General features: G+C 70.5%; 18 protein-coding genes, 1 tRNA gene and 1 riboswitch. Of the genes, 3 read left to right on the forward strand and 16 right to left on the reverse strand.

What is annotated here, in order from left to right:
• Window positions 1-195 precede the first annotated feature (195 nt).
• Window positions 196-306: riboswitch (glycine riboswitch) on the forward strand.
• 92 nt (window positions 307-398) lie between these two features.
• Entirely contained in the window at window positions 399-1,730 is a 1,332-nt protein-coding gene (locus BO996_RS00630; RefSeq protein ID WP_071953759.1) for a D-amino acid dehydrogenase, read from the forward strand.
• A 50-nt stretch (window positions 1,731-1,780) separates the two neighbouring features.
• Here the strand turns inward: BO996_RS00630 and BO996_RS00635 are convergent, their stop codons facing one another.
• The 4 genes from BO996_RS00635 to BO996_RS00650 all read right to left on the reverse strand — a co-directional run bounded on the left by BO996_RS00635 (window position 1,781) and on the right by BO996_RS00650 (window position 5,160).
• Window positions 1,781-3,016 (reverse strand): FIST signal transduction protein, encoded by a 1,236-nt coding sequence (locus tag BO996_RS00635; RefSeq protein ID WP_034397936.1) that lies wholly within the window; start codon window positions 3,014-3,016, stop codon window positions 1,781-1,783.
• Window positions 3,017-3,092: 76 nt separating this feature from the next.
• Window positions 3,093-4,049, reverse strand: coding sequence for a PhaM family polyhydroxyalkanoate granule multifunctional regulatory protein (locus tag BO996_RS00640; RefSeq protein ID WP_071953760.1), 957 nt, complete (start codon window positions 4,047-4,049; stop codon window positions 3,093-3,095).
• Between the two features lie 142 nt (window positions 4,050-4,191).
• Window positions 4,192-4,704: a copper chaperone PCu(A)C gene (locus BO996_RS00645; protein WP_013800288.1), complete on the reverse strand. Its 513-nt coding sequence runs from the start codon at window positions 4,702-4,704 to the stop codon at window positions 4,192-4,194.
• 96 nt (window positions 4,705-4,800) lie between these two features.
• Window positions 4,801-5,160: a hypothetical protein gene (locus BO996_RS00650; protein ID WP_071953761.1), complete on the reverse strand. Its 360-nt coding sequence runs from the start codon at window positions 5,158-5,160 to the stop codon at window positions 4,801-4,803.
• Window positions 5,161-5,279: 119 nt separating this feature from the next.
• Between BO996_RS00650 and BO996_RS00655 the strand changes: the two genes are divergently transcribed.
• Window positions 5,280-5,942 carry a glutathione S-transferase family protein gene (locus BO996_RS00655; RefSeq protein ID WP_071953762.1) on the forward strand — a complete coding sequence of 221 codons (663 nt, stop codon included), beginning with the start codon at window positions 5,280-5,282 and terminating at the stop codon, window positions 5,940-5,942.
• Window positions 5,943-5,960: 18 nt separating this feature from the next.
• On the opposite strand, the gene recD is transcribed toward BO996_RS00655, so the two are convergent.
• The 6 genes from recD to BO996_RS00685 all read right to left on the reverse strand — a co-directional run bounded on the left by recD (window position 5,961) and on the right by BO996_RS00685 (window position 17,711).
• Window positions 5,961-8,156 (reverse strand): exodeoxyribonuclease V subunit alpha, encoded by a 2,196-nt coding sequence (gene recD / locus BO996_RS00660; protein ID WP_071953763.1) that lies wholly within the window; start codon window positions 8,154-8,156, stop codon window positions 5,961-5,963.
• Window positions 8,153-11,983 (reverse strand): exodeoxyribonuclease V subunit beta, encoded by a 3,831-nt coding sequence (recB, locus tag BO996_RS00665; protein WP_071953764.1) that lies wholly within the window; start codon window positions 11,981-11,983, stop codon window positions 8,153-8,155. Before recB ends, recD begins: the two co-directional genes overlap by 4 nt.
• Window positions 11,980-15,504 (reverse strand): exodeoxyribonuclease V subunit gamma, encoded by a 3,525-nt coding sequence (recC, locus tag BO996_RS00670; protein WP_071956995.1) that lies wholly within the window; start codon window positions 15,502-15,504, stop codon window positions 11,980-11,982. The genes recB and recC overlap by 4 nt, the downstream gene beginning before the upstream one ends.
• A gap of 70 nt (window positions 15,505-15,574) precedes the next feature.
• On the reverse strand, window positions 15,575-16,027 hold the full coding sequence (locus tag BO996_RS00675) for a CopD family copper resistance protein (RefSeq protein WP_071953765.1): 453 nt from the start codon (window positions 16,025-16,027) through the stop codon (window positions 15,575-15,577).
• On the reverse strand, window positions 16,024-16,470 hold the full coding sequence (locus BO996_RS00680) for an RrF2 family transcriptional regulator (RefSeq protein ID WP_071953766.1): 447 nt from the start codon (window positions 16,468-16,470) through the stop codon (window positions 16,024-16,026). Before BO996_RS00680 ends, BO996_RS00675 begins: the two co-directional genes overlap by 4 nt.
• A gap of 44 nt (window positions 16,471-16,514) precedes the next feature.
• Window positions 16,515-17,711, reverse strand: a complete 1,197-nt coding sequence (locus tag BO996_RS00685; protein ID WP_071953767.1) for an NnrS family protein — start codon at window positions 17,709-17,711, stop codon at window positions 16,515-16,517.
• 119 nt (window positions 17,712-17,830) lie between these two features.
• On the opposite strand from BO996_RS00685, the gene BO996_RS00690 reads away from it, so the two are divergent.
• The gene (locus BO996_RS00690) at window positions 17,831-18,160 is read left to right on the forward strand and encodes a cupin domain-containing protein (protein ID WP_071953769.1); all 330 of its coding nucleotides are present in this window, start codon (window positions 17,831-17,833) and stop codon (window positions 18,158-18,160) included.
• 101 nt (window positions 18,161-18,261) lie between these two features.
• Here the strand turns inward: BO996_RS00690 and BO996_RS00695 are convergent.
• The 6 genes from BO996_RS00695 to BO996_RS00720 form a co-directional block, all read right to left on the reverse strand.
• Window positions 18,262-18,337: transfer RNA gene (locus BO996_RS00695), tRNA-Phe, on the reverse strand.
• A gap of 66 nt (window positions 18,338-18,403) precedes the next feature.
• Complete coding sequence (locus BO996_RS00700; protein WP_012202448.1) at window positions 18,404-19,075, reverse strand: response regulator; 672 nt, start codon at window positions 19,073-19,075, stop codon at window positions 18,404-18,406.
• Between the two features lie 41 nt (window positions 19,076-19,116).
• Entirely contained in the window at window positions 19,117-21,459 is a 2,343-nt protein-coding gene (locus BO996_RS00705) for a sensor histidine kinase (RefSeq protein WP_071953770.1), read from the reverse strand.
• Window positions 21,456-22,139 carry a DUF4390 domain-containing protein gene (locus BO996_RS00710; protein WP_232240443.1) on the reverse strand — a complete coding sequence of 228 codons (684 nt, stop codon included), beginning with the start codon at window positions 22,137-22,139 and terminating at the stop codon, window positions 21,456-21,458. The genes BO996_RS00705 and BO996_RS00710 overlap by 4 nt, the downstream gene beginning before the upstream one ends.
• Window positions 22,084-23,472: a 16S rRNA (cytosine(967)-C(5))-methyltransferase RsmB gene (gene rsmB, locus BO996_RS00715; protein WP_012202445.1), complete on the reverse strand. Its 1,389-nt coding sequence runs from the start codon at window positions 23,470-23,472 to the stop codon at window positions 22,084-22,086. Before rsmB ends, BO996_RS00710 begins: the two co-directional genes overlap by 56 nt.
• Window positions 23,469-24,092, reverse strand: a complete 624-nt coding sequence (locus BO996_RS00720; protein ID WP_071953771.1) for a LemA protein — start codon at window positions 24,090-24,092, stop codon at window positions 23,469-23,471. Before BO996_RS00720 ends, rsmB begins: the two co-directional genes overlap by 4 nt.
• Window positions 24,093-24,157: the final 65 nt, after the last annotated feature.

Here is a 24,157-nt window from a genome sequence, read left to right on the forward strand (position 1 = left end):
TTGAGCGATCTAGGGAATACCCTGAATCGGCCACACCACATACAGGTAGTAACTGGTGGTATCCCGAGTACGACTGGAACCGGCTGCGCAAGCCACATAGAATCGCCCCTGCAGGAGAGCAGGCGGGCACCACGGTGCCGAGCCTCACCGAAGGCGCAAACTCCCATACACGCTCAGGTTCCGTACTGCAAACACAACATGCCGTCTGGAGAGCCGCCGCACGCAATATGCGGCGCACCGAAGGAGCAAGCCCCGTTCCCATGGACGGCGGTGAATCTCTCAGGTACCAAGGACAGGGGGAGCGGCAGCTGCGTCACGACGGACGCCGGCTGCTTGCTATTGAATCCATAGCTACCAGCTTCCGCGTGACCGGCACATGCCTTTGAAAGGGCATTGTCATGCGCGTCATCGTTCTCGGAGCCGGCCTGATCGGCACCGCCTCGGCCTACTATCTGCAATCCCTGGGCCACGAGGTCACGGTCATCGACCGCCAGGCTGCGCCCGGCGCCGAAACCAGCTTTGCCAACGGCGGGCAGATCTCGGTCAGCCACGCCGAGCCCTGGGCCAACCCCGGCGCACCGCTGAAGTTGCTGGGCTGGCTGGGCCGGCAGGACGCCCCCCTGCTGTTCCGCCTGCGCGCCGACATGCGCCAGTGGCTCTGGGGCCTGTCCTTCCTGCGCAACTGCACGCCCGCGCGCACGCGCCACAACATCCAGCAGATCGTTCGCCTGGGCACCTACAGCCGCGAGGCCCTGCAGCAGCTGCGGTCGGACACCGGCATCCAGTACGAACAGCGCATGCAGGGCATCCTGCACTTCTACACGAACGCCCGCGAGTTCGAGGGCGCTCTCAAGCCCACCGAGCAGATGCAGGCCCTGGGCTGCGACCGCCGCCTGATCGACGCCGACGAAGCCGTGCGCCTGGAGCCGGCCCTGGCCCATGTGCGCGGGCAGATAGCGGGCGCCACCTATACGGCCGAGGATGAATCGGGCGACGCCAATCTCTTCACGCGCGAGCTGGCACGCATTGCCACCACCACGGGCGTGCAGTTCCGCCACGGCCACCACGTGACGGCGCTGCGCACCACGGGCGCGGGCGCCAGCCGCCATATCGACCATGTGGAGGTGACCAATGCCGATGGCCGCTACGAACGCATCCAGGGCGACGCCTATGTGCTGGCCATGGGCTCGTTCAGCCCGCTGCTGGCCCAGCCGCTGGGGTTGCGCCTGCCCATCTATCCGGCCAAGGGCTACTCCGTGACCCTGCCGGTGCTGGACCCCGCCAAGGCCTATCAGGTCAGCCTCACGGACGACGAGTTCAAGCTGGTGTTCTCGCGCTACACGGGCGCGCAAGGCGACCGCCTGCGCATTGCGGGCACGGCCGAGTTCAACGGCTACGACCGCAACCTGGACCCCGTGCGCTGCGAGGCCATCGTGCGGCGCGTGCAGCAGCTGTTCCCCGGCGCTGGCGATACCGAACGCGCGCAATTTTGGAGCGGCCTGCGCCCCGCCACGCCCAGCAATGTGCCGCTGATCGGACGCTCACCCATCGCCAACCTGTTCCTGAACACCGGCCACGGCACGCTGGGCTGGACCCATGCCTGCGGCTCCGGCATGGCGCTGGCCGACCTGGTCAGCGGCAGGCAGCCGGCCGTGGATTTCGATTTTCTGGGAGCTGCAGTCATGGACCCGGATCGCAGCGCAGGCACGGTGCGCCCGCGCGCGGTCTGAGATGCAGACGGTGTGTACCGTGTGTACGGCGTGTACGGCGTGTACGACGCCTAAGCAGTGAACACCGTCAACACCCCGGCGAAGCGGTGCAGGCGGGCGTCCATGATCTCGGCTTCGGCGACGAAGCCGATCAATGGCACATCGCCCAGTGCGTGGCGCAGGGTGCGCAGTTCGGCATCGGGGCCGCCGAACAGGCCGCCGCCGCGGCCCCGGCAACTGATGTAGATGGCGCCACGGATGCGGGGCTGTGCCTCGCCTTCGGGCGCCGCCTCCTCGGGCTCCGCCGCATCGCGCAGCGCAGCGCCCAGTTGCAGCAGTTCCTGGCGCGCGACCTGGGCCTGGCGGCGGCAGAAGATCACCGAATGCCCGGCCTCCACGGCCGATGACAGGGCCACGCCCTGGCGCAGCGGGTCCAGACCGACCAGGGTCAGCACCTGGGCCTCTTCGGTGAGCACGCCGTGGGCCATGCCCCGGCCCGGCGGCGCAATGGCCGCCAGCGTGCTGCGCACCGTGGTCAGCGCGGGCTGCCAGTCGCTGCCTTCCAGCTCCACGCCCAGCAGTTGCAGCAGGCGCTGCAAGGCCGGATCGCCATTGAGCCCGGTGACCAGGGCGCCGCGCGCCTCGGTGATCTCCAGGCCCTCGCCCAGCGGCACGCAGCCCTGGGCCATGCCCGTGATGCAGGGCACGCCCGCACCGAAGGCCACGCCCGAGAAGCCTCCGCTAAAAATGCCGCGCGCATCCGCATGCTGCGCATGCAGGTCCTCGGTGCGGCAGGCGATCTGCACGCCCTCCACGCCATCGTCCCCGTCATCGCCCACGCCGCCGAACAGCAGGCCGGACTCGGTGCGCTCAGACAGCTCGTACAGCAACTCGGCCAGCTCGGGCTGGCCGCCTCCGGCATGGACAAGGGCCGAATGGGCCGTGAACCCGGCCTCGCCGCCCGGCGCATGCAAGGGCGCCAGGCCCGAATACAGGCGGTAGTGCGCCGCCGGCACATCGAGCAGCATCACCGCGAGCGCGGAGCCGGACAGGTATTCATGGGACATGGCCAGCACGCCACCGGCCGAGCAGCCAGCCCAGTCCGCCACATGGGGCAAGGCCCTGGCCAGATGCTGCAGCAGCGGCCTTGCATGGGCGGCATGCGCGTGGGACAGGTACACCAGGCCCAGTCGGGGCCGCTGCGCGTGGCCCGGATCGGCCATCTGCGAGCGCAGTTGCAGCAGCACCGCATCGGCCGCGGCGCGCCAGTCGGAATGGCTGGCATGGCCTACAGGAAACAACGACATTCCAACCTTCTTTCTAGCCCTGCCAGCGCCCGGCTTGCGGAGGGCTCTAGACCATCCATGGGAGCCGCCGTGCCGCTCAGCGCGGTGGCCGGCTCTTGGCCGGCGCCTTGCCTGCGGCCGGTGCCTTGGCTGTTGTCTTTGCGGTGGTCTTTGCCGCCGTCTTCCTGGCCGCTGCCTTGGCTGGCGCTTTCGGTGGGGCTTTGGCTGGCGCTTTCGCAGGCGCCTTGGCGGCTCCGGCCGGGGCCTTGGCCGCCGGTGCAGCCGCCTTGCCTGCCTGCGCGGCGAAGGCGCCAGCCTGGGCCGTCATGCGGTCCATGGCGGCCTTGGCGATGTCGCCGGCCATGCCGGTGGCGCGCTGTGCGGCAGCCACGGCCTCGGGGGCCATGGGCTCGGCCATGGCCTTGGCGGCGATCTGCTGGAATTGCTGGGTCAGTGCGCCCCACCATTGCATGGCCTGGCCCATGGCGGCGGCCTGGGCCGGCTCGTCCTTGGGCGCAGAAGCCTCGGGGCCGGAGGCCTTGCTGCCGGCATCCGCGGATGCAGCGGCCGCAGCAGCTGCAGGCGGCTCGGCAGGGGGCTGCGCGGGCGCGGCCTGCGGCTTTTCCTGCTTGCCGGCCTTGCCGGCGGAGGACATGGGCCAGTCCGAGTGGTCGGACTGCCCCGCGCTGGCGGCGCCCTTGCCCGCAGTGGCTGCAGCAGCGGTGGCGGCTGCAGCGGCGGGGAACTGGAAGGCCTGCGCCAGCTCGCCCATGCTGACGTTCATGCCCTGCAGGGTGGACAGCGTCATGCGCTGCACTTCCAGGGCCTGGATGGTGGCTGCCAGCGCCTTGCCATTTTGGTCCAGCCAGAACTGCACGGCCTTGAGTTCGGTGATGCGCTTGTCCACCTCCTCGATGCTCACCGTGGGCGCCACCCATTCGGGCAGGCGCCCCAGGGGCCGGGCGGTGGCCGATCCCGCGCTCTGGGCCAGGCCCTGCAGGAAGTCGAAACCGGGGATGAACTTGCCGAAACCGAAGGAGGACGCGTCACTCATGGCAGCACTCGCTAGGACTGGGTTGGAAGAGCATGCCGGCGAAGGATGCCGGCCATGCTCCCAGCTTAACCCAGGCACACGCCAAGTCCACGGCAAGTCATGCGCATGCGGCTGCGCACAAACCCGGTGCAATGGCGCTGGCTCAGTGCGAATGGCCTGCGTGGCCGCCGCCGTGGCCCGCTGCCGGGGCAGCCGCCGCGCCGGGCGCCATGGCGCGCACGGGGACCTGCAGGCTCAGGCGCGAGGTTTCGCCCTTGGCATCCTTGAACACCAGGGTGATGGGCACCTGGCTGTCCTTGAGCAGCGGGCTCTTGAGCTGCTGCAGCATGACGTGGTAGCCGCCGGGCTTCAGGTCCACGGCCACGCCCTTGGGCAGGTCCAGGCCGTCGATGGCGCGCATGCGCATCACATCGCCTTCCATCTTCATTTCATGCACCTCGGCCACGCCGGCGGCGGGCGACTCCACGCCCACCAGGCGCAGCGGCTCCTCCGCCGTCAGGCGCATGAAGGCGCCCGTGGCCTGCTGGCCCGGCACGCTGGCACGCGCCCAGGCGGCGTCGGCCTTGACGTGGGCGGCATCGGCATGGGCATGGGCCAGGCCCATGGACAGGGAGGCGGCAATCAGGAAAGGGGTGGTCCATTGACGCAGTGTCATCACGGTTTCTCCAGAAAATTCAATACGTTGCAGCACGGTCTGTGTGCATTGCAAAAACAAAAGCCAAGCGAAAGAGGCAGGGATTGAAATGGGGAGTCACCGGGGCGGGGCGCGGGCCTGCGGCAAGGCCGGCATGGCCACGCTGTGGACGGAGGCCGGGTGCGCCCGTGGCTGCGCATCTGCCATCAGCGGTGCCGGGGCCGCACTGCACCGGGCGGGCGGCGGCGCCAGCGGGGGCAGGCACAGCGGGCAGTCGATGCCGTGGCTGCCGGCAAGGGCATCGTCCTGACCGGCCGGCGATGGCACCCAGACCGATTCGCCAGCGGCCGAGCACAGGCGCTCCCAGCCCGAGGCGCGCGCCAGCGGCGCAAACGCCGATGCCAGCGCCACGCACAGCCACAGCCCCAGCACCCAGCGGGCGCAGGCAGCCAAGGTGGAGGGCAGGCGAAGCGGCATGGCGCCATTCTAGGGGTCTGCCCCAGTCGTCATCTCCGGGACCGCGCCATGCCCTGCCCGCCCCTACCATCACAGGCGCGCACCCTCGCCTTCACCACAAACAACCCAAGGAGACACCCATGCTCACCCTGTGCGGATTCGCGGCCAGCAACTACTACAACAAGGTCAAGCTGGCCCTGCTGGAAAAGCAGCTGCCCTTCAACGAGGAACTGGACTGGCTGGGCGAGACCGACATGGCACTGTCGCCGCTGGGCAAGGTGCCGTACCTGCGCATCGACGACGGCCGTGGCCTGTGCGAGTCGGCCGCCATGGTCGAGTACGTGGAGACGCTGTCGCCCGCCCCTTCCCTGCTGCCGGCCGACGCCTTCGAGGCCGCCAAGGTGCGCGAGCTGTGCGTGTACCTGGACCTGCACCTGGAGCTGGTGGCGCGCATCCTCTACCCGCAGGCCTTCTTCGGCGGCCAGGTCAGCGACTCCACCCGGGAGCGCACGCTGGCCCAGCTCGACAAGAACGTGGCGGCCTTCGCCAAACTCGCGCGTTTCTCACCCTTTGTGGCGGGCGACAGCTTCACGCTGGCCGACTGCTGCGCCATCGTCCACCTGCCCCTGGTCAGCGCGGCCAGCAAGCTCGTTGGCGGGCGCGACGTGCTGGCCGACCTGCCCGTGCGCGAGTACCTGGCGCGCATGGCCGAGCGGCCCACGGTGCAGCAGGTCAATGCCGACCGCAAGACCAATACGGCGCTGATGATGTCCCGCTACGCCAGCGACAAGACTCCGGCCTGAGCCGCCGCCCTGCCCGCCTCAGTCCTGCAGCCAGCGCAGCAGCCCGCTGGCGCGCTGCGTGGGGCTGCCAACGGCCGAGGCCAGCAGGCCCGGCACCTCGGAGAACAGCGAGAAGGCCTGGCGGGCGCGCGTGATGCCGGTGTAGACCAGCTCGCGCCCCAGCACGCTGCCGCCGCGCGAGGGCAGCACCAGGGCCGTGTGCTCGAACTCCGAGCCCTGGCTCTTGTGCACCGTCATGGCGAAGGCCGTCTCCACATGGGCCAGGCGGCTGACACCGACCGAGCGCAGCTCGTCACCCTGCAGGAAGTACACGCGCAGCGGCTGCCCGGGCCCACCCTGCGGCCCCCCCTGTGACCCGCCCTGCGACCCACCCGGCAGCGCAATGCCGATGTCACCGTTGAACACGCCCAGCTGCGCATCGTTGCGCGTGACCATGACGGGCCGGCCCGCATACCATTCGCCGCTGCGGCGGATCGCGCCCTGCGCTTCCAGGGCCTGCTCCACCGCCCGGTTGAGGCCGGACACGCCCCAGTCCCCCTCGCGCACGGCGCACAGCAGACGGAAGCGCTCGAAGGCCTGCAGCACATCGACCACCCAGGCCCGGTGCGCGGCCTCGTAGTCGCCGTCTGCAGCCGGCCTGTTTTGCAGCGCCCTGGCATACAGCGCATAACTGGCCAGGCCGCCACGCCCGCGCACGGCCAGTTCGGTCACGGCCTGCACGCCGCCGCCCTGGCGCTCCCAGAGTTCGGAGTGCGTACCGCCTTGCGTGCCGGCATCGAGCAAGGCCTGGGCCTGCGCGGCGTGGCCGGCATTCACGGCGCGCGCCAACTGGCCGATGGGACCACCGAAGCGCCGGCTTTCGCGCAGCATGACGGTGTGCTGCGCAAGAGCCGGCGGCCGGTCGCCTGCCGGCGCCGCGAACTGCGGCGGCACCGCCTGGCCGGCCACGCGCAGCGCATAGTCCAGCGTGTCCCGCAGGTAGCGTCCGGCCTGGGCATCGCGGCACAGGTCGCCCAGCACGGCGCCCGCCTCCACCGATGCCAGCTGGTCCTTGTCGCCCAGCAGCACCAGGCGGGCGCCGGCCGGCAGTGCCTCCAGCAGCGCCGCCATCATCTCCAGGTGGACCATGGAGGCCTCATCGACGATGAGCACGTCCACGTCCAGCTGCCGGCCCGCATGGAATCCCCAGTGCCGTGTATCGGGCCGCGCGCCCAGCATGGAGTGCAGGGTGCGCGCCGCGCCCATGCGCTGCACCAGGCCCGCCAGGTCGATCTCGCCGCCCATGCTGCCCTGCAATTGCAGCAAGGCCCCGTCAATCGATTGCTTCAGGCGCGCAGCCGCCTTGCCCGTGGGGGCGGCCAGGGCCACGCGCAGCTGGCCGGCGTCGGGCGCCGTGGCAAACAGCAGGGCCAGCAGCCGCGCGGCGGTATAGGTCTTGCCGGTGCCGGGGCCGCCCGTGATCACCGACAGCCGACCGCGCAGCGCCAGCGCGCAGGCCAGCTTCTGCCAGTCCACGGGGCTGCCTTCCGCCGCAGGCGGGAACAGGCGGTCCAGCCATCGCCGGGCCTGAGCTTCGTCCAGCGGCTGGCCGGCCAAGGCCTGCGCCGCCGTGCGCTGGATGACATGGGTGGCCACGGCGCGCTCGTAGTCCCAGTAGCGGCGCAGGTACAGCAGCGGCGCGGGACCGTCGGCACCGGCCAGCACCAGGGGCTGGCCAAGGTCCTCGACGCCATCCTGGCCCGCGTCACCGACCACGCGCACCACGGGGCTGGCACCCAGCGCCGCCACCCAGCCGGACAGGCGCGTGGGCAGCATCTGCCACAGAGCCTGCTGCGCGGGCAGCGCCTCGGCGGGCCAGGCCAGCACGTCGTTGGGGTGGCCGGCCAACGGCGCCAGGGGCAGGCAGCTGTGGCCGCGCCCCTCCATCTGCGCCAGCAGTGCGGCGGCCACCAGCAAGGCGGGCCCGGCCTGCGCATCCTGCCCGGCGACGAAGGAGGCCAGCGCCGCATCCAGGCGCCGCAGCAGGCCGGCATCGGCCCAGCGGCGCAGCAGGGCCAGCACCTCATTGGTGTCTGGCGGCACAGCGCCCGGCGGTTTGCCGCCCAGCGATGCGTCGCCCGGCGAGTCGCCGCCCGGCGGTTCGCCGCCCGGCCGTTCGTCGAACAGGTCCAGCGTGGCCGTATCGACGGTCCGCGAACGGGGGCGCGTGCTCATGGCGGCTCCTGCATATCGGCGCGGCCGGGGCCGAGCAGTTCATCGAGCGCATCGAGCAGGGGCAGCTCGGGCGCCATGGCATGCATGCCACCGGCCGGGCCATCGATGCCGCGCAAAAAGTAGTACAGCGCGCCGCCCAGCTGGCGCTGCGGCTCGTAGGCCGTGCCCAGCCGGCTGCGCAGCAGCCGGTGCAGGGCCAGCAGATAGAGCGCGGCCTGCACGTCGTAGCGGTGGTGGAGCATGGCGCGGGCCAGGGCCTCCTGGCCGTAGGCGGCGCCGTCCGGGCCCAGGTGGTTGCTCTTGTAGTCGAGCACCCAGTAGCGGCCCTCGTGGCAGAACACCAGGTCGGCAAAGCCCATGAGCATGCCGTGCAGCGAGCGCTGGGGCAGCGCGGGCCGCTCCTGCCCCGGCAGGATGAAGCGCCGGCACAGCTGGTCGATGCGCTCGGCCGGCAGCTGGCGCGCGGGCAGCCAGAACTCCATCTCGGACAGTTGCGGGCCCAGCGTGGCCAGCGTGACATCGAGCGGCGCCAGCGGCTGGTGGACCACGGCCGTGAGCCAGGCCAGCAGGTCGCGCGCCTGCTCGCCACGGCCCGCGCGCTCGCAGCGGCGCACCAGGCGATCAGCGAGCGCACCCTGACCGTCCACGGGCAGGGCAAAGTCTTCGCCGCCCAGCCATTCCAGCTGGTCGTGCACGAAGTTGCCGACCACGGGGCCGCGCAGAAAGCGGTGCCAGACCGCAGGCCCACCGGCCGGCCCATCCTGCAGGGGCTGCAGGCCCGCCAGGCCGGCAATGTCCGCCAGTTCCGGCGATGGCGGCGGCTCCAGCGCCTGCTCATCCTCGGCCGGTCGCTGCACGGCCACGGGCAGCACAGGCAGGCTGGGCGCGGCCATGGCACGCACCAGGGCCGAGAAGCTGCCGATGCCCCAGCGGGTGTCGAAGCGCGCGTCGTAGGCCGGGGCATCGTGCAGCGGGGTGGCGCCAGCCGGGGGCTGCCAGCGCGTGCGCTGCAGTGGCCCGGCATCCAGGTCGCGCCAGGCCATGTGCGGGTCTTCGCCGCACAGCTGCTGCAGGCCGTCGCGCCAGCCCTGGGCCGAGCGCGGCTCGGTGCCGCCCAGCAGGTAGCCGGCTGCGCCCTGCTCATTCACGCAGGCCTTGCCGTTGCCGCGCTTGAGCGGGGCCAGGCCCAGCCACAGCGCATGGCGCGGGCGGGTGAGCGCCACGTAGAACAGGCGCAGGTCCTCGCGCAGCCGCTCGCGGTCGGCCTGGGCCAGCTCCTCGTCGCTGAAGTCCAGCAGCAATCGGCGGGCTGGAGCCGCGTCGTCTTGCGACTCGTCCTGCGCGGACAGGGTCAGGAAGGGCGTTCTGGCCCGTTCCATGGGGCGGAAGCTCCCCGCAAACGGCAGGCAGACCAGCGGGTATTCCAGGCCCTTGCTCTTGTGCACGGTGACGAGCTTGACCAGGTCGGCATCGCTTTCCAGGCGCACCACCTGCTCTTCGCTGCCGCTGCCCGGCGTCTCGATCTGGGTGGCCAGCCAGCGGATCAGGGCCTGCTCGCCCTCCAGCTGGGCGCTGGCGGTCTGCAGCAGCTCGGCCAGGTGCAGGTAGTTGGTCAGGCGCCGCTCGCCGCCCATGGCCGGGTCCTGCAGCCAGCGCACGGGCAGGTCCAGCCGGTACAGGGTCTGGCGCAGCATGGCCAGCACGCCCAGGCGCAGCCAGATGCTGTGCAGTTCACGCAGCTGCTCGCTGCGCACGTCAAAGGCTTCCTCGTCGGCGGCCAGCCAGGCCAGCTCGTCCAGCGACAGGCCGATGAGCCGCGTGGCCAGGCCCGCGCGCACGGCCTGGGCATCCAGCGGCGCGGCGACGGCGCGCAGCCAGTACAGCAGGTCATGGGCCTCGTCGCTGGCAAACACCGAATCCTGGTCCGACAGGTAGACCGAGGCCACGGCGCGCGCCTGCAGTTCTCGGCGCACGGCGGCCGCCTCTCGGCCCGTGCGCACCAGCACGGCGATGTCGGCAGGCCGCAGGCGCACAAGGCGGCCATCGGGCTGCACAAAGCCGGCCTGCGGGTCGGCTAGCCACTGCACGATCTGCTCGGCGCAATGGGCCGCAAAGCGCCGCCGCACCTCGTCGGCCGACAAAGGCAGGGGGATGCCGGTGTCCTCGTCACGGCCCGCACTCCAGGCCACGGTGAGGGCGGGCATGGCGCCGTCGCGCGTGTGCAGCTGTTCACTGCGCCCCTGGGCAGCCACGGGCTCGAACGGCAGCGGGTTGTGGCTGCCGCGCCGAAACATGAAGGCGCCCTCGCCCGGCCCCTGCTCGGCCTGCGCGAACCAATGGTTGACGGCGCCCACCAGTGCCTGGGTGGAGCGGTAGTTGGTGCCCAGCACGTAGTGGCGGCCCTCGGTGGCGCGGCGCGCCTGCAGGTAGCTGTGGATGTCGGCGCCGCGAAAGCCGTAGATGGACTGCTTGGGGTCGCCAATCAGCAGCAGGGCGCTGTGCGGGTCGTTGGCCGCCGTGCGGTAGATCTGGTCGAACAGGCGGTACTGCAGCGGCGAGGTGTCCTGGAATTCATCGATCAGCGCCACCGGGTACTGGGCCAGGATGCGCTCGCGCAGCACGGCGCCGTTGTCGCCGGCCAGGGCCGTGTCCAGGCGCTGCAGCATGTCGGCAAAGCCGAAGCTGCCGGCCTGGCGCTTGAGGTGGGCCAGCCGCTGCGCCACGCGCGCGGCCGCATGCAGGCGCACGGCCACGCTGACGGGCGGCAGTTGCTCCAGCTGCAGCAGCAGCGCCTGCAGCTCGGCCAGCTCCAGCGGCATGAGCACATCGCCGGCCGATCCCTTGAAGGCCTCGGCCAAGCCCTCGGGGCTGAGGCGGTGGCGCGCGGCCTCGGTCAGCGCCAGCGGGCCGTCCAGCGGCGCGCGCGACCAGTCGGCCAGCGCGGCCAGCCAGCCGGTATAGCGCGCGGGCTGCAGCTTGCGCTTGTCCCACAGCGCGCCATGGCCATCGAGCTGCCCATCCAGCCACAGCTGCAGGCGCTGTGCCTTGTCGTCCCAGCCGGCCGCCAGGGCCAGCAGGCGGCTGCGGCGCTGCTCCATGGCGCGCTGCAGGCAGTCAGCCAGGCTGCCCTCGCCCGCGCCGGGCACGGGGGGCTCGCGCAGCAGGGCGCGCATGTCATCGACCAGGGCGCCGACGTGGGGCCAGATCTTCAGGACCTCGTCCAGCAACTCGTCGGACAGCGGGTAGCACTGCTGGCGCCAGTAGTCCTGCGCGGCCTCGGTCTGGCGCTGGCTTTCGTCGGGTTCCAGCGTTTCGTCGAAGAGGTTGCCGCTGTCGAAGGCATGCTCGCGCAGCATGCGCTGGCACCAGGCGTCGATGGTGTGGATGGCCGCGTCGTCCATGCATTCGGCCGCCATGGCCAGGCGCCAGGCCGCGCGTTCACGGGCCGCGCCTTCAGGGTAGGCCTCGCGCAGCGCGTGCAGGAAGGCGTCGTGGGGCGCGGGCTCGGCCTCGCCGCGAAAGCACTGCACGGCCTCGATCAGGCGCTTGCGTATGCGGTCGGACAGCTCGCGCGTGGCCGCGCGCGTGAAGGTCATGACGAGGATGTCGGGCGGCATCAGCGGGCGCTCGAAGGCCGTGCTGCCCTCGCCATGCCCCAGCACCAGGCGCAGGTAGAGCGCAGCAATGGTCCAGGTCTTGCCGGTGCCGGCGCTGGCCTCGATCAGGCGGCTGCCCCACAGCGGGAAGCGCTGTGCGTCGAGCACATGGCCGGTCACGTCGCCGTCCACATCGCCGGTCACGGCGCCGATCATTTCGCTCGCGCTCATTGCGCCTCCCCCTGGTACGGCAGGACCTGCACCTGCGCGGCCACCCAGTCGAGCAGCGGCGCGTGGGCGGCATGGGCCAGGGCCTCGAAACGGCCATCGGCGCTCAGGCGTTCGAAGTCCGGGTAGCAGCGGGCCCAGGACGGGTCCTCGCCTTCGCCGCCGACCAGATGACCGCCCTCATAGGCCTGCTGTGCCGCAGCGGGAAAGCCTTCGGCCATGGCCAGGCCGCTGCGCAGCGGCAGGGGCAGCGGGCCGTTCTGGCCTTCGCGCCACAGGGCCATCAATTCACGCAGCCGTGCCAGCGCTTCGGAAGGGTCCATGGGCAGCACCTGCACCAGGCCGTCGCGCGCCACCACGCGCAACTCGGCCTGCGAGCCACTGGCGGCCAGCGCCAGGCTGCGCAGGTAGACCGGCATGAGCTTGTCGGCATGGGGCCTGCCCTTGGCATTGAGCAGGTTGCGCGGGTCCAGCAGCAGCCAGCACTGTGCGTCGTCCGCATCGGGGGACTCTTCGGTTTCGCAGGACTGGCGCAGCCCGTCGATCCAGTCGTCGAACACCAGGCCATCGTCCTCGATCAGCAGCCGCCTGCGCGGCGCGGGATGGGCATACCGATCCAGTTGCTGGCGCCAGGCCCGCAGCGAAGGCGTGACCGAGGACTGCAGCGCCCGCGCGCCGCGCTCGCCCAGCCCCGCCAGCGGCAGCCGCCCCGAGCGCGTGAGGCGCGCCACGGCCGCACGCACGCTGTCTTCCATGGCCTGGGGCGCCTGCCCGGGCTCGTCCAGGCCGGCCGCCACCTGCTGCTGCAACTGCTGCACCAGCAGGTATTCGGTCAGGCCGTCGAGCTGGAACAGTTCCTCGTCCACCACGGGGTTGTCCTCCTGCTCGAAGCGCACCTGCAGGCGCTGGCGCAGGTAGGCGCGCGCCGGGTGGCGCAGGAAATCGGTGAGCCGGGCCAGCGTCAGCGGCGCCGAGGCGTCGGGGACAAAGGGCGGGCGCGGCTGCGCGGGCAGCGGAGGCAACGCGTCCGTGCCGTCCGACTGCGCATGCGCGGCCCGCCATTCGCGCGCATAGGTGGTCCAGGGCGAGCCTTCTTCGAAATAGCGGCGACTGAAGGGCTGCAGCGGATGCTGCTGCGTGCGCTGCGCCAGCAGCGGCTGGCCGCCTTCGCCGCGCCAGCCTGTCTCCAGGTAGTCGCGCAGCTGGGAGACCAGGACCGAGGGCGGCTGCTCGCTGTTGTCGCGCACATGGTGGCCGGTCCAGCTGATGTAGAGCGCGCGGCGTGCGGACAGCAGGGCTTCGAGCATGAGCTGGCGGTCATCGTCGCGGCGCGCGCGGTCGCCGGGGCGCTGCTGGCCGGGCAGCGCCATCAGGTCGAAGTCGCTGCGCGTGGCGCGGCGCGGATAGTCGCCATCGTTCATGCCCAGCAGGCAGACCACCTCGAAGGGAATGGCCCGCATGGGCATCAGCGTGCAAAAGGTCACGCCACCGGCGCGAAAGCGCTGCGACAGCGAGGGCTGCTCCAGCGCCTGCATCCAGGCCTCCTGGGCCACGCCCAGTTCCACGGCGTCCGCATAGCCGGCCTGCTCGCAGGCGCGCTGCCAGTCCGTGAGGGCGGCGTCCAGCGCGGCCAGCATGGCCTCGTCCTCATCGTCCTGCGCCTTGAAGAAGTCCTGCAGCAGTGCGCGAAAGCGCTGCGCCCAGACCTCGGGTGTGGCGGGCCGCCCGGCCTCGCGCCACCAGGCCAGCATGCGCTCCAGCAGCGCGGCCAGCACGCCGGCCAGCTCGGCCGACAGGCCGCCCACTTCGTCATAGGGCTCGATGCCGCCAAAGGCCTGGCCGTCCTGCGCCACGCCGCCGGCATAGCCCAGCAGCATGCGCTGCAGGCCGAACCAGGCGCTGTTGTGCTCGCCACAGGCCTGAAGGCCCAGGGCGCCGCGCTGCGGCGCATTGAGTCCCCAGCGGATGCCGGCCCCGGCCATCCAGCGCGTGAGCTGGGGCAGGTCGTCGGCCGCCAGCCCCATGCGCGCGGCAATCGCGGGCACGTCCAGCAGGTCGCACAGCTCGCTGAGCCGGCAGCGCTGCTGGGGCAGGCGCAGCAGCCATTGCAGGGCCACGGCCAGCGGGCTGCTGGCGCGCGCACCCAGGTCGGCGATGTCGAAGGGAATGTGGCGCGGGTCGTGGCGTCCGTACTGGCCGAAGACCGCACGTATCGAGGGCGCAGCCGTCTCTATGGACGGAAGCATGACCACCACGTCACGCGGGGCCAGCGGCGCTTGCCCTGGCTGGGCAGGATCCGGTGGCCGGGCCAGCATCTGCAGCAGCTGGTCGTGCAGCACCTCCAGCTCGCGCACCACGCTGTGGGCGCTGTGAAAGACGATGGAACGATCGGCCCGCGCCACCTCCAGCGGCGGGTGCTCGGCCAGCGGCACCAGGTCGCGGATGCGCTGCTGTACCTGGGCCAGCAGCGGCGCGGTGCGCAGGTCCTCGGCATCGGTTTCGTCGAACAGGTCCACGCGCGGCATCTGCAGCTGCGCGGCGGCACCCGTGGTGTCGAAGGCGTCGAGCTGGCGCACATAGTCGCGGCTTTGCCGGCCCCAGGCGGCCAGCAGCGGATGGGCGTGTGCATGCATGGCCTCCAGTGGCAGCTGCGCCAGATCGCGCCCGCCGCGCAGCGGCTGGCGGCGCCGCGCCATGCGCAGCAGCTCGCGCCCGTCGATGGCGTCGGCCCAATGGAAGCGGCAGGGATTGGGCACGGCCAGCAGCACCTGGCTGTGGCGGGCAATGGCGGCCAGGAATTCCAGCAGGCTCAGCGGCAACTGGCTGATGCCGAACACCACCACGCGGCGCGCCAGCGGCGCGGCCGGCGCCTCGCCGGACTGCAGCGCGGCCAGCACCCTGCCCTGCAGGCGCGCGCGCGTGGCGCCGCGCTGGTCCTCGTCCAGCTCGGCCAGCACGGCGCGCCACAGGCGCGGCTGCCACTGCTGGCCTTCGGGCACCGGGGCGTCCGCCACACCAGGGCGCAAGGGCATGGGCAGCACGTCATGCCCGGCCTCCCAGGCGTCCAGCCAGTCGGAGCGGTAGATCTGGTATTGGTCGAAAAGGTCGGCCAGGCGCTGGGCCAATTGCAGCAGCCGCTCGGGCTCGCCGGGGCGCAGAAAGCCTGCAATGGGGGCGAAGGCCGGGTCATGCAGGCACTGCGGCAGCAGGCGCATGAGCCGCCAGGTCATGGGCGTCTTGTCCAGCGGCGATTCGCGCGGCACCGCCTGGCGGCCCAGCACCTGGCGGTAGCTGCGCCACACAAAGCGCGCGGGCAGTTCCACGCGCGCGGCGGCGCACACGCCCAGCTGCTCGGCCATGCGCATCTTGAACCACTCGGCCATGCCGTTGCTCTGCACCAGCACCACCTCGGGCTCCAGCACATCCAGCGGGTGCGCAGCCAGCCATGCCAGCACCGTATCGGCCAGCACCTCCGTCTGATTCCCGTGCAGGGCGATCAAGCCCGGCTGCCAATGCGATGCCACCTCTGCGCCCCCGTGCTCCAAGCCATGCGAGCAGCGAGCTTAACGCGGGCAGGGCCTGCCTGCAGGCTGATTACCAGTGCAGGTAGAACATGGCCTTGGCCAGCAGCACGATGGCCAGCACGTGGCAGAACACGCTCAGGTGCAAGCGGTGCGAGCGGCGCCCGCCCAGCACACCGCGCCGGCGCCACCACATGGCCGCCAGGAAATGCCCGAACACGCTGAGCGCCAGCACGATCTTGAGCGCCAGCAGCAGGCCGAAGCCGCTGGCCAGCGGAGCGGCAAAGGCGGCGGCCAATGCCGCGCGGTGCTGCCAGGCCAGCCCCAGCCCCGCGCCGTACAGCACCATCAGCACCCAGGGCATGACGGCGACCGCGCGGTCGCCCAGCGCCTGCTCGGTGGCGCGCGCCACGGCAGCGGGCAGGTGGCGGCGCGCCCCGGCCAGCAGCACGACTTCGAAGAACACCGTGCCTGTAAAGGCAATGGCCGCAAGCAGGTGCAGGGTCAGCAGCAGTCCGTAGCTCATGCGCGGCTCCTGTGCGGCAGGGGCAGCGGCAGGGATGCGGGAGCCGGCAGCAGATCGGCCAGCGTGAAGCCGTCCAGATGGGCCATGAAGCTGTCCAGCGCCCCGCCCAGCACGCCGGCCAGCCGGCAGTCCTGCGCAAGCGTGCAGGCCGGCGGGCTGGTGCCCGTGAAGCATTCGACGATGGCAAGGTCCGGCTCCATGCCGCGCACCACGTCGCCCAGGCCGATGTCGGCCGGCGCATGGGCCAGGCGCATGCCGCCGCCCTTGCCGCGCACGGTCACGATCCAGCCGCGCAGCGCCAGCTGGTGCGTGACCTTCATGAGGTGGGCTTCGGAGATGGCATGGGCCTGGGCGATCTCAGCAATCGTGCACAGCCGCCCGGGGTGGCGCGCCACATGCATGAGCAGGCGCAGCGCGTAGTCGGTCATCAGGGTCAGGCGCATGGGTGGTCTCCGTTCAGGCCCCTCAATCCATTCGATCCATTCATTCATGCCTGCCTGTCGGCACGCGGTCGCACCAGCAGCGGGGCGAAGCGCCACAGGTACAGCGCAAAAGCCAGCACCCAGGCGAAGGCCGAGGCATGCAGCGCCGCCAGCGACAGCGCCGTGGGCAGCAGGGCCGCCAGGCGCAGCACGGCAGCGGCAATGACCAGGGCATAGGCGGCGACCATGCTGCGGTCGGTGCGCAGCGGCAGGCCCAGGTGGCCCATCGACGTCCGTGTGCACATGCCGATGATGAGCAGGGCAAAGCCGCCCGCACCGATCACATGCACGGGCCAGGCGGGGCGCAGCACCCATCCGGCCGCATGCGCGCCGGCCACCAGCAGGCCCGCACCCAGCGTCGCGTGGCCCAGGTAGAGAATCCACAGCAGCGGCACGCGGCGCACGGCATGGGGCTTCCAGGCCAGCACCTGCCACAGGGCGATCAGGCCCGCCGCGGCCAAGCCGGCCGCCATGCCAGGCATCCAGCCCGCCAGCAGGCAGGCGATGGCCACCACGCCCGCACCCAGTTGCCACGGGCCGCTGGCCGTGTGCATGGGAATCTGCAGGCCGGCAACGGCGCGCATGGCAAAGAAGGGGATCACGCGCCGCGCGATCAGCAGCGCAATCACGGCCATGCACAGCAGGCCTGCGTTGAAGCGCTGCATGAGCGCGCCGTAGTCGCCCTGCCAGATGGACCACAGGTACAGCGCGTCGGCCGTGCCCAGGCCGGCCAGCAGCAGGGGCAGCCCGTAGTTGCGCCGGCTGCGCACGGCATGGATGGCGCGGCCCAGCGCCAGCGCGGCCCAGGCAAAGAAGGCGGTATCGCACAGCGCAGCCACGGCAAAGGCCTGCGGCCCGGGCAGCAGAAAGCCCGCACGGGCGATCAGCCACAGCAGGCACAGCGCGCCCAGCGCCCGGCCCTGCAGCGGATTGCGTCCCGTCCAGTTGCTGCCCGCCGTGAACAGAAAGCCTACGGCGATGGTGGCCACGAAGGCCCACAGCATCTCGTGCGCATGCCAGAACACGCCGGGCATGCGACCGGTGATCCTCTGCGGCGCATGGACCCACAGCGCCACCGACAGCGCGGCCCAGAGGCAGCCCAGCAGGTACAGCGGCCGAAATCCCAATTCGAGGAATGCCTTCCATTGCGGCGCCGGCTCCCGGGTTCTCAGGGGTTCCTCCAGCTCCATCCATTGCGCCATGATGTGCACTCCTTCCGGCCCGCTGCGCCTGCATAAGATGCATCCAGCGTACATCTTCAAGTGCACAGGCGAGGCGGCGGCGCAACCACCTTCTGATCCACATCAAGCAGGAGCCAAGCATGGCACTCGAACACGCAAAGCCACTAGAGGTCATCGCCCTGCACGCCCGCGACGGCATGCCCATCAGCACCAGCCTGATCCGAACGCCGAAGCTGCAACTGCTGCGCCTGGTGCTGCCACCGGGCCATGCCCTGCCCAGCCATCAGGTCCCCTGCGAAGCCACCATCCACTGCCTGGCGGGCGAGGCCGGCATTGCCACGCGCCTGGCAAGCCTGCGGCTGGTGGCCGGCTCGGTGGTGCTGGTGCCTGCCGGCGAGCTGCACGATGTGCACGCGCGCGGCGACCAGGGCTGCGTGCTGTTGGTGACGATTGCGGGCGCGAACGACTGAAGGCGGCCGCAGCCGGCGCACAGGCAGGATCACGCACTGCCTGAGGCACAAAGAAAAACGGACCGCTTCTTGCGAAGCAGTCCGTAATTTTTTACTGAATTTGGTGGCCTGGGACGGAATCGAACCGCCGACACAAGGATTTTCAATCCTCTGCTCTACCGACTGAGCTACCGGGCCGAGAACTAGATTATATGCAGGATTTTTTGACCCAAAAACGAAAAAGCCAAAATTCCTTCAAAAAGTCTATCCGCGCTTGTTGCGGCCCAGGTCCACGCCCAGCTGGCGCAGCTTGCGGTACAGGTGGGTGCGCTCCAGGCCGGTCTTCTCGGCCACGCGTGTCATGGAGCCGCCTTCGCGTGCCAGGTGGAATTCGAAGTAGGCCTTCTCGAAGCCGTCGCGCGCCTCGCGCAGCGGGCGGTCCAGGTCGAACCCCTGGTGTGCATGCGGCACGTTGTTGTCCACCGGCACGCGGCTGGCCGCAGGCGTGACCACGGCCGCAGTGTCCGGCTCGACCACCGCCACGGGCGCTGCAGCCGGTGCCTGGCTGGCGGCGTTGCGCGCCAGGCCCTGCTCCACGGCCTTGAGCAGCTTTTGCATGGTGATGGGTTTTTCGAGGAAGGACAGCGCACCGATGCGCGTGGCCTCCACGGCCGTCTCGATGGTAGCGTGACCGCTCATCATGATCACGGGCATGGTCAGCAGACCTGCCGAGGCCCATTCCTTGAGCAGCGATACGCCATCGGTGTCGGGCATCCAGATGTCGAGAAGCACGAGGTCGTAGGTGTTGGAGGCGCGCGCCGAGCGTGCCTGACCGGCGTTCTCGGCCACGTCCACACTATGACCTTCGTCGTTGAGGATTTCCGACAACAAATCCCGGATCCCCAGTTCGTCGTCGACCACCAGTATGTTTGCCATGTGTCTTAAGCCTATGTGCTGAGGCGCGGGGGGCGTCAGGCCTATCCCGTACGCTCAGGCGCAAATGATAGCGACACTTGCGCACCTTGAATCACCCCGTCGTCTTCCCTGTTGCCCAGGTCGATGCGGGCGCCATGCTCGTCTGCGATTTTCTTGACCACGGCCAGGCCCAGGCCGGTGCCTCGCACCTTGGTCGTGACGTAGGGCTCGAAGGCCCGTTGAAGGATGTTGGCGGCGAAGCCCGTGCCGCTGTCACTGATGCTCAGGCGCACGCGGCGCGCGGACTCGTTCCAGCGCGTCTCTATGGTCACGGGGCCGGGGGGCTGGCCGCTTTCCTGCGCGCGCTGGGCCGTGGCGTCCTGGGCATTCTGCAAAAGATTGTGAATGACCTGGCGCAGCTGCTGGCCATCGCCGGAAATCGGCGGGCATTGCGGGTCCAGCACGCAGTCCACGCGCACTTCGGCGTTCTCTTCCCCATACAGCTGGAGCACATCGGTGACCAGCGCGTTGAGGTCCAGCGACTGCAGGTTGGCGGCGGGAAGGCGCGCGTAGTCGCGGAATTCATCGACCAGGCGCTTCATGGCGCCGACCTGATCGACGATGGTCTTGACGGACTTGGCCAGCAGCGCCTGGTCAGCCGGCTGCAGCTTGTCGGTCAGCCGCATGGCCATGCGCTCGGCCGACAGCTGGATGGGCGTGAGCGGGTTCTTGATCTCGTGGGCCACGCGGCGCGCCACCTCGCCCCAGGCCTGGGCACGCTGGGCCGAGACGATTTCCGAGATGTCGTCGAAGACCAGCAGGCGCTGCGCATCGGGCAGTTCCGCACCACGCATGACCAGGGTGGTGGTGTGCTGGATGACGCCGCCGTCGGTGGAGGCATGCAGCTCATGCACCAGTTGCCAGCGGTCGCGCCCCTGCTCGCCCAGGAAGAGCGCGAACTGCTCCTGCACGACTTCGCCGAACTGCTCCAGTCCCGGCACCTGGGACAGCAGCCGGCCTTCATGGACGGCCATGGGCGCGCGCAATATGCGCGTGGCGCCGGGATTGCTCAGCACGATGGCGCCCCGCGCGTCCAGCACGATGACGCCCGAGGTGAGGTTGTCGAGGATGGTCTGCAGGTTGCCGCGTGCGGCATCGAGCTGGCCCATGCTGCGGTTGGCTTCGGCGCGGGCGTCGGCCAGTTGCTGGGTCATGAGCGCAAAGGAGCGCGTGAGCCCGCCGATCTCGTCGCGCGTCTGCAGCGCCGGCTTGGGCCGCAGGTCGCCGCGCGCCACGTCGCGCATGCCCTGGGCCAGCAGCAGCAGCGGCCTGGCCAGCTGGTTGCCCAGCACGATGGCAAGCACCACGGCGCCGAAGACGGCCAGGAACAGGCTGAGCGTGAGCGTGCCTATGTACATGCGCTGCAGGCCACCGCGTGCCAGCGCGCGCTCCTGGTATTCGCGGTTGGCTGCCTGCACGGCCAGGGCATTGGTCACCAGGGCCTGCGGCAGTGCAATGGTGGCCTGCAGGTAGCGCGGCTCGGTCAGCAGGCCCACGCTGGGGTTGGGCACCAGGGCCAGGGTGCGGACCTGGGCCCCGGGCGCGGTGGCGCCGGGCTGGGCCATGCCGTCGTCGTCCAGGCCTTCGATGCTGGCCACGGCGCGCTGCTCGCGCAGCGAGCGCAGCATTTGCGCGCTGGGGCGTTCAGGCTGCAGGTTGAAGCGCGACTGGCCCACGCTGGCGATGGCGCGCAGGCCCGCAAGGTCGCCGCCGCGGGTGGTCTGCGTCGGGCCCATGACGGCAAGCTCCGATGCACTCCACAGCACGACATCGGTGGCACCCAACTGGTCGCGCACGCGCTCCAGGATCAGCGCGGCGCCGGCATCGGAGACCTGGGACAGCTGGGCGCCTGCGGTGCGCGTGTTGTTGGCCATGTCATTGGCCACAGTCTCCAGCGTGGCACTGGCCAGGCTGACGCCGGCCGACAGAGCGCCCTCGACCTGCACATCGAACCAGCTTTCGATGGAACGCGAGACGAACTGGTAGGAGACGATGTAGATCAGCAGGCCCGGCACCAGGCCCACCAGCGTGAAGATGCCGGCCAGCTTGAGCAGCAGGCGGCTGCCGAAGCGCCCGCGCTGCAGCCGGATGGCCAGGCGGATGCCGCCCCAGGCCAGGATAGCCAGCAGCAGGCCGGCCACGACCACGTTGGCGGCGAACAGCCAGTTGTAGTTGCGCTCGTAGTCCAGGCGGTTGTTGGTGGCCAGGGTGAGCAGGAACAGCAGCAGCACGCCGACCAGACCCATGAGGCCGGCGCCCACGCCCACTGCCCAGCGCGTGCCGCGCGACAGGCCGGCCGAGGCCGGCAGGGCCACGCGTTCGTCGTCGGCTGAGGACCTGCTCATGGCGCGTCTTCCAGCATCTGGGTGCGCGACAGCTGCAGGTTCCAGCCCGAGCGGCCCAACGCGCCGATCTGCAGCGGCCTGGGCAGCTGGGACAGGTCGATGCGAAAGCGCAGTTGCACCGATACGCCCGATTGCGTGGGCGCCGTGTCCATGATCTTCCAGCGCGAGATGCGCTGCATGGAGGCCAGCGCATCGTCCAGGCTTTCGAAGGTCTGGCCCAGCGCCAGCCCCAGGCCGCTGCTGGAGAACGGGGTGCTGGAGATATGCAGGCGCCAGCGGCGCGTCAGCGGCTGGTGGCTGAGGCGGTAGTGGCGGCTGGCGGTGGCCAGTTGCTGATCGGACCAGTACCAGCGCTCGCGCTGGATCTGGGCATCGGCCACGAAGTACATGGGGATGCCCTGGCGCAGCGCATCGTCGATCTGGTAGGGCAGCTCGAAATGGAGGTTGGCCGACAGCAACAGGCCGTCGTCGGAGCGATCGAGCTGCATGGGGCCGATCTCGGCCGTCAGGGCATCGGCCCTGGCCTGCAGGCCCAGGCCCGCCAGCACGCCGGCCAGCAAAAGCGCCCCGGCCAGCCGCACCAGCAGGCGCAGCCAGGCTGGCGACCAGGCCCGATGGGGGGGGTCAGCGCGTCTTTTGCAGCAAGGCGTAGAAGAAACCGTCGTGGTCACCCAAAGCATTGTCAGCCAGCATGCCGGCTTTGTCGGCTTTGCCCGGGATTAAATGCCCCGGTGCAGCCAGGGTTCGCGCCTCACTGTTGCGTGTAACAAACGCTTGAACCTGTGCCTCGCCCTCTTCCCTGAAGACCGAGCAGGTGCAGTAGAGCAGGCGCCCGCCGGGCTGCAGCAGGGGCCACAGGGTGTCGAGCAGGCGCGCTTGGATCTCGGCCAGCTGGCGCACATCGCTTTCGCGGCGCAGCCAGCGCACGTCGGGCTGGCGCCGCACGATGCCCGAGGCCGTGCAGGGTGCGTCCAGCAAGATGGCGTCGAACCGCTGGCCGCCGCATTGCGCATCGAACCACTGGTCGGGCCGGGATGCATCGGCCACCACCACGCGGGCCTGCAGGCGCAGCCGCCCCAGCGTGTCCGCGATGCGCGCGGCGCGCTCGGCATCTATCTCCAGCGCCGTGACCTCCAGGGTCTGCGGGGCTGCGTACTCCAGCAGGTGGGCCGTCTTGCCGCCCGGGGCGGCGCAGGCATCGAGCACACGCAGCGCGCGGCCGGCGGGCTGCTCCAGCCCCTGCAGCAGCAGCGGCGCGGCCAGTTGCGCGGCCGCATCCTGCACCGAGGCCAGGCCTTCGTCGAAGCCCGGCAGGGATTGCACCGGCAGGGCCTGCTGCAGTTGCAGGCCGCTGTCGGCCACGGCCAGGGAAGGCACGTCCATGGCCTGCAGCGCTGCCTGGTAGGACTGGCGGTCCGTTTGTTGGCGGTTGACGCGCAGCGTCATCGGCGGCTGTTCATTGTTGGCCTGCAGGATGGCTTGCCAATGATCGGGATGGTCCTTGCGCAGGCGGGCGATCCACCAGGCCGGGTGGTTCCAGACGGCCTGCGGCTGGTCGTCGGTGGCGGCGACCAGGGCATCGCGCTCGCGCAGGAAGCGGCGCAGGCAGGCATTGATGAAGCCGGACTGGGCGCGCGTCGGCCCCTGCTTGGCAGCCTCCACCGTCTGGTTGACCAGGGTGAATGGTGGGTACGGTGCCCGGGACTCATCCCAGGCCAGGGCCAGGGCCGTGTTCAGCAATGCGCTGACGCGCGGCGGCGGGTTGCGCGAGGCCAGCTGCTTTTGCAGCGCCTGGGCACGGCCCAACTGGCGCAGCACCTGGAACAGCAGCGCCTGGACGCCGGGGCGCAGCGGCTGCGCCACGCGCGCCAGCACGCTGCGGCTGGACTGGCCTTCAAGCACGGACTGCAGGCATTGGGCGACGGCGTCGAGCTGCTGCCAAAGAGGAGGTGCGGCAGGTGCCTGCGAGGGCGCCGCAGCGCGGCGCGGGGAAGAATGCGTGCGTTGGTTCATGTTCCACTTTCCTGTGCCTTGCTGGCGACAGGCTCGACCAGCAGGCTGCGCACCGGGCGAAAGCCCAGCAGCCAGGCCAGCAGCCTGGCCGGATATTGCGCAATGGCGGCGTTGTAGCGCTCGGCCGCGGCGTTGAATTGCTGCAGTCCCAGGCGGTTGCGCACCTGGTGCTCGGTCCAGCGCTGCTGCCAGGGTTGCAGCGGATCGGGGTCCGGCGATGGGGCATCTGATGGCGCAGCGCCAGTGCCAGCGGCGCCGGTGTCAACGGCGACCTTGGTCATGGCCTGCCAGGCCACGTCCAGCGCCGAACAGGCGTGCTCCAGCGAGGCCAGCGCGGTCTCGCGCAGCGGCCGGCCACGGGCATCGACCAGGGCCGCCTGCAGCTGTGCGGCGGTCTGGTGCAGTGCGGCCTGGGCATGCACAAGGGCGGGGCTTTGGCCTTCGGCCTTGGGCTGGGCCTCGAAGGCCTGCAGCATGGCATGCCACTGGCCCAGGTGCGCATCGAGCGCTCCGAACTGCTGCACGCAGCCGCTGCGCAGCCGGGCCAGCCGGTTGTATGCGCCAACGGCCCAGAACACGAGCAGGGCCAGCAGCATCCATTCAAGAGACAAGGACCACATCGTCTGCAATGGCCCGGCCGGAAGCTGGTCCGGCCGAGCCCTGGTTATTCCCAAAGAAAAACGCT

This window comes from Delftia sp. HK171 (assembly GCF_001886655.1).
GTDB lineage: Bacteria > Pseudomonadota > Gammaproteobacteria > Burkholderiales > Burkholderiaceae_C > Comamonas > Comamonas acidovorans.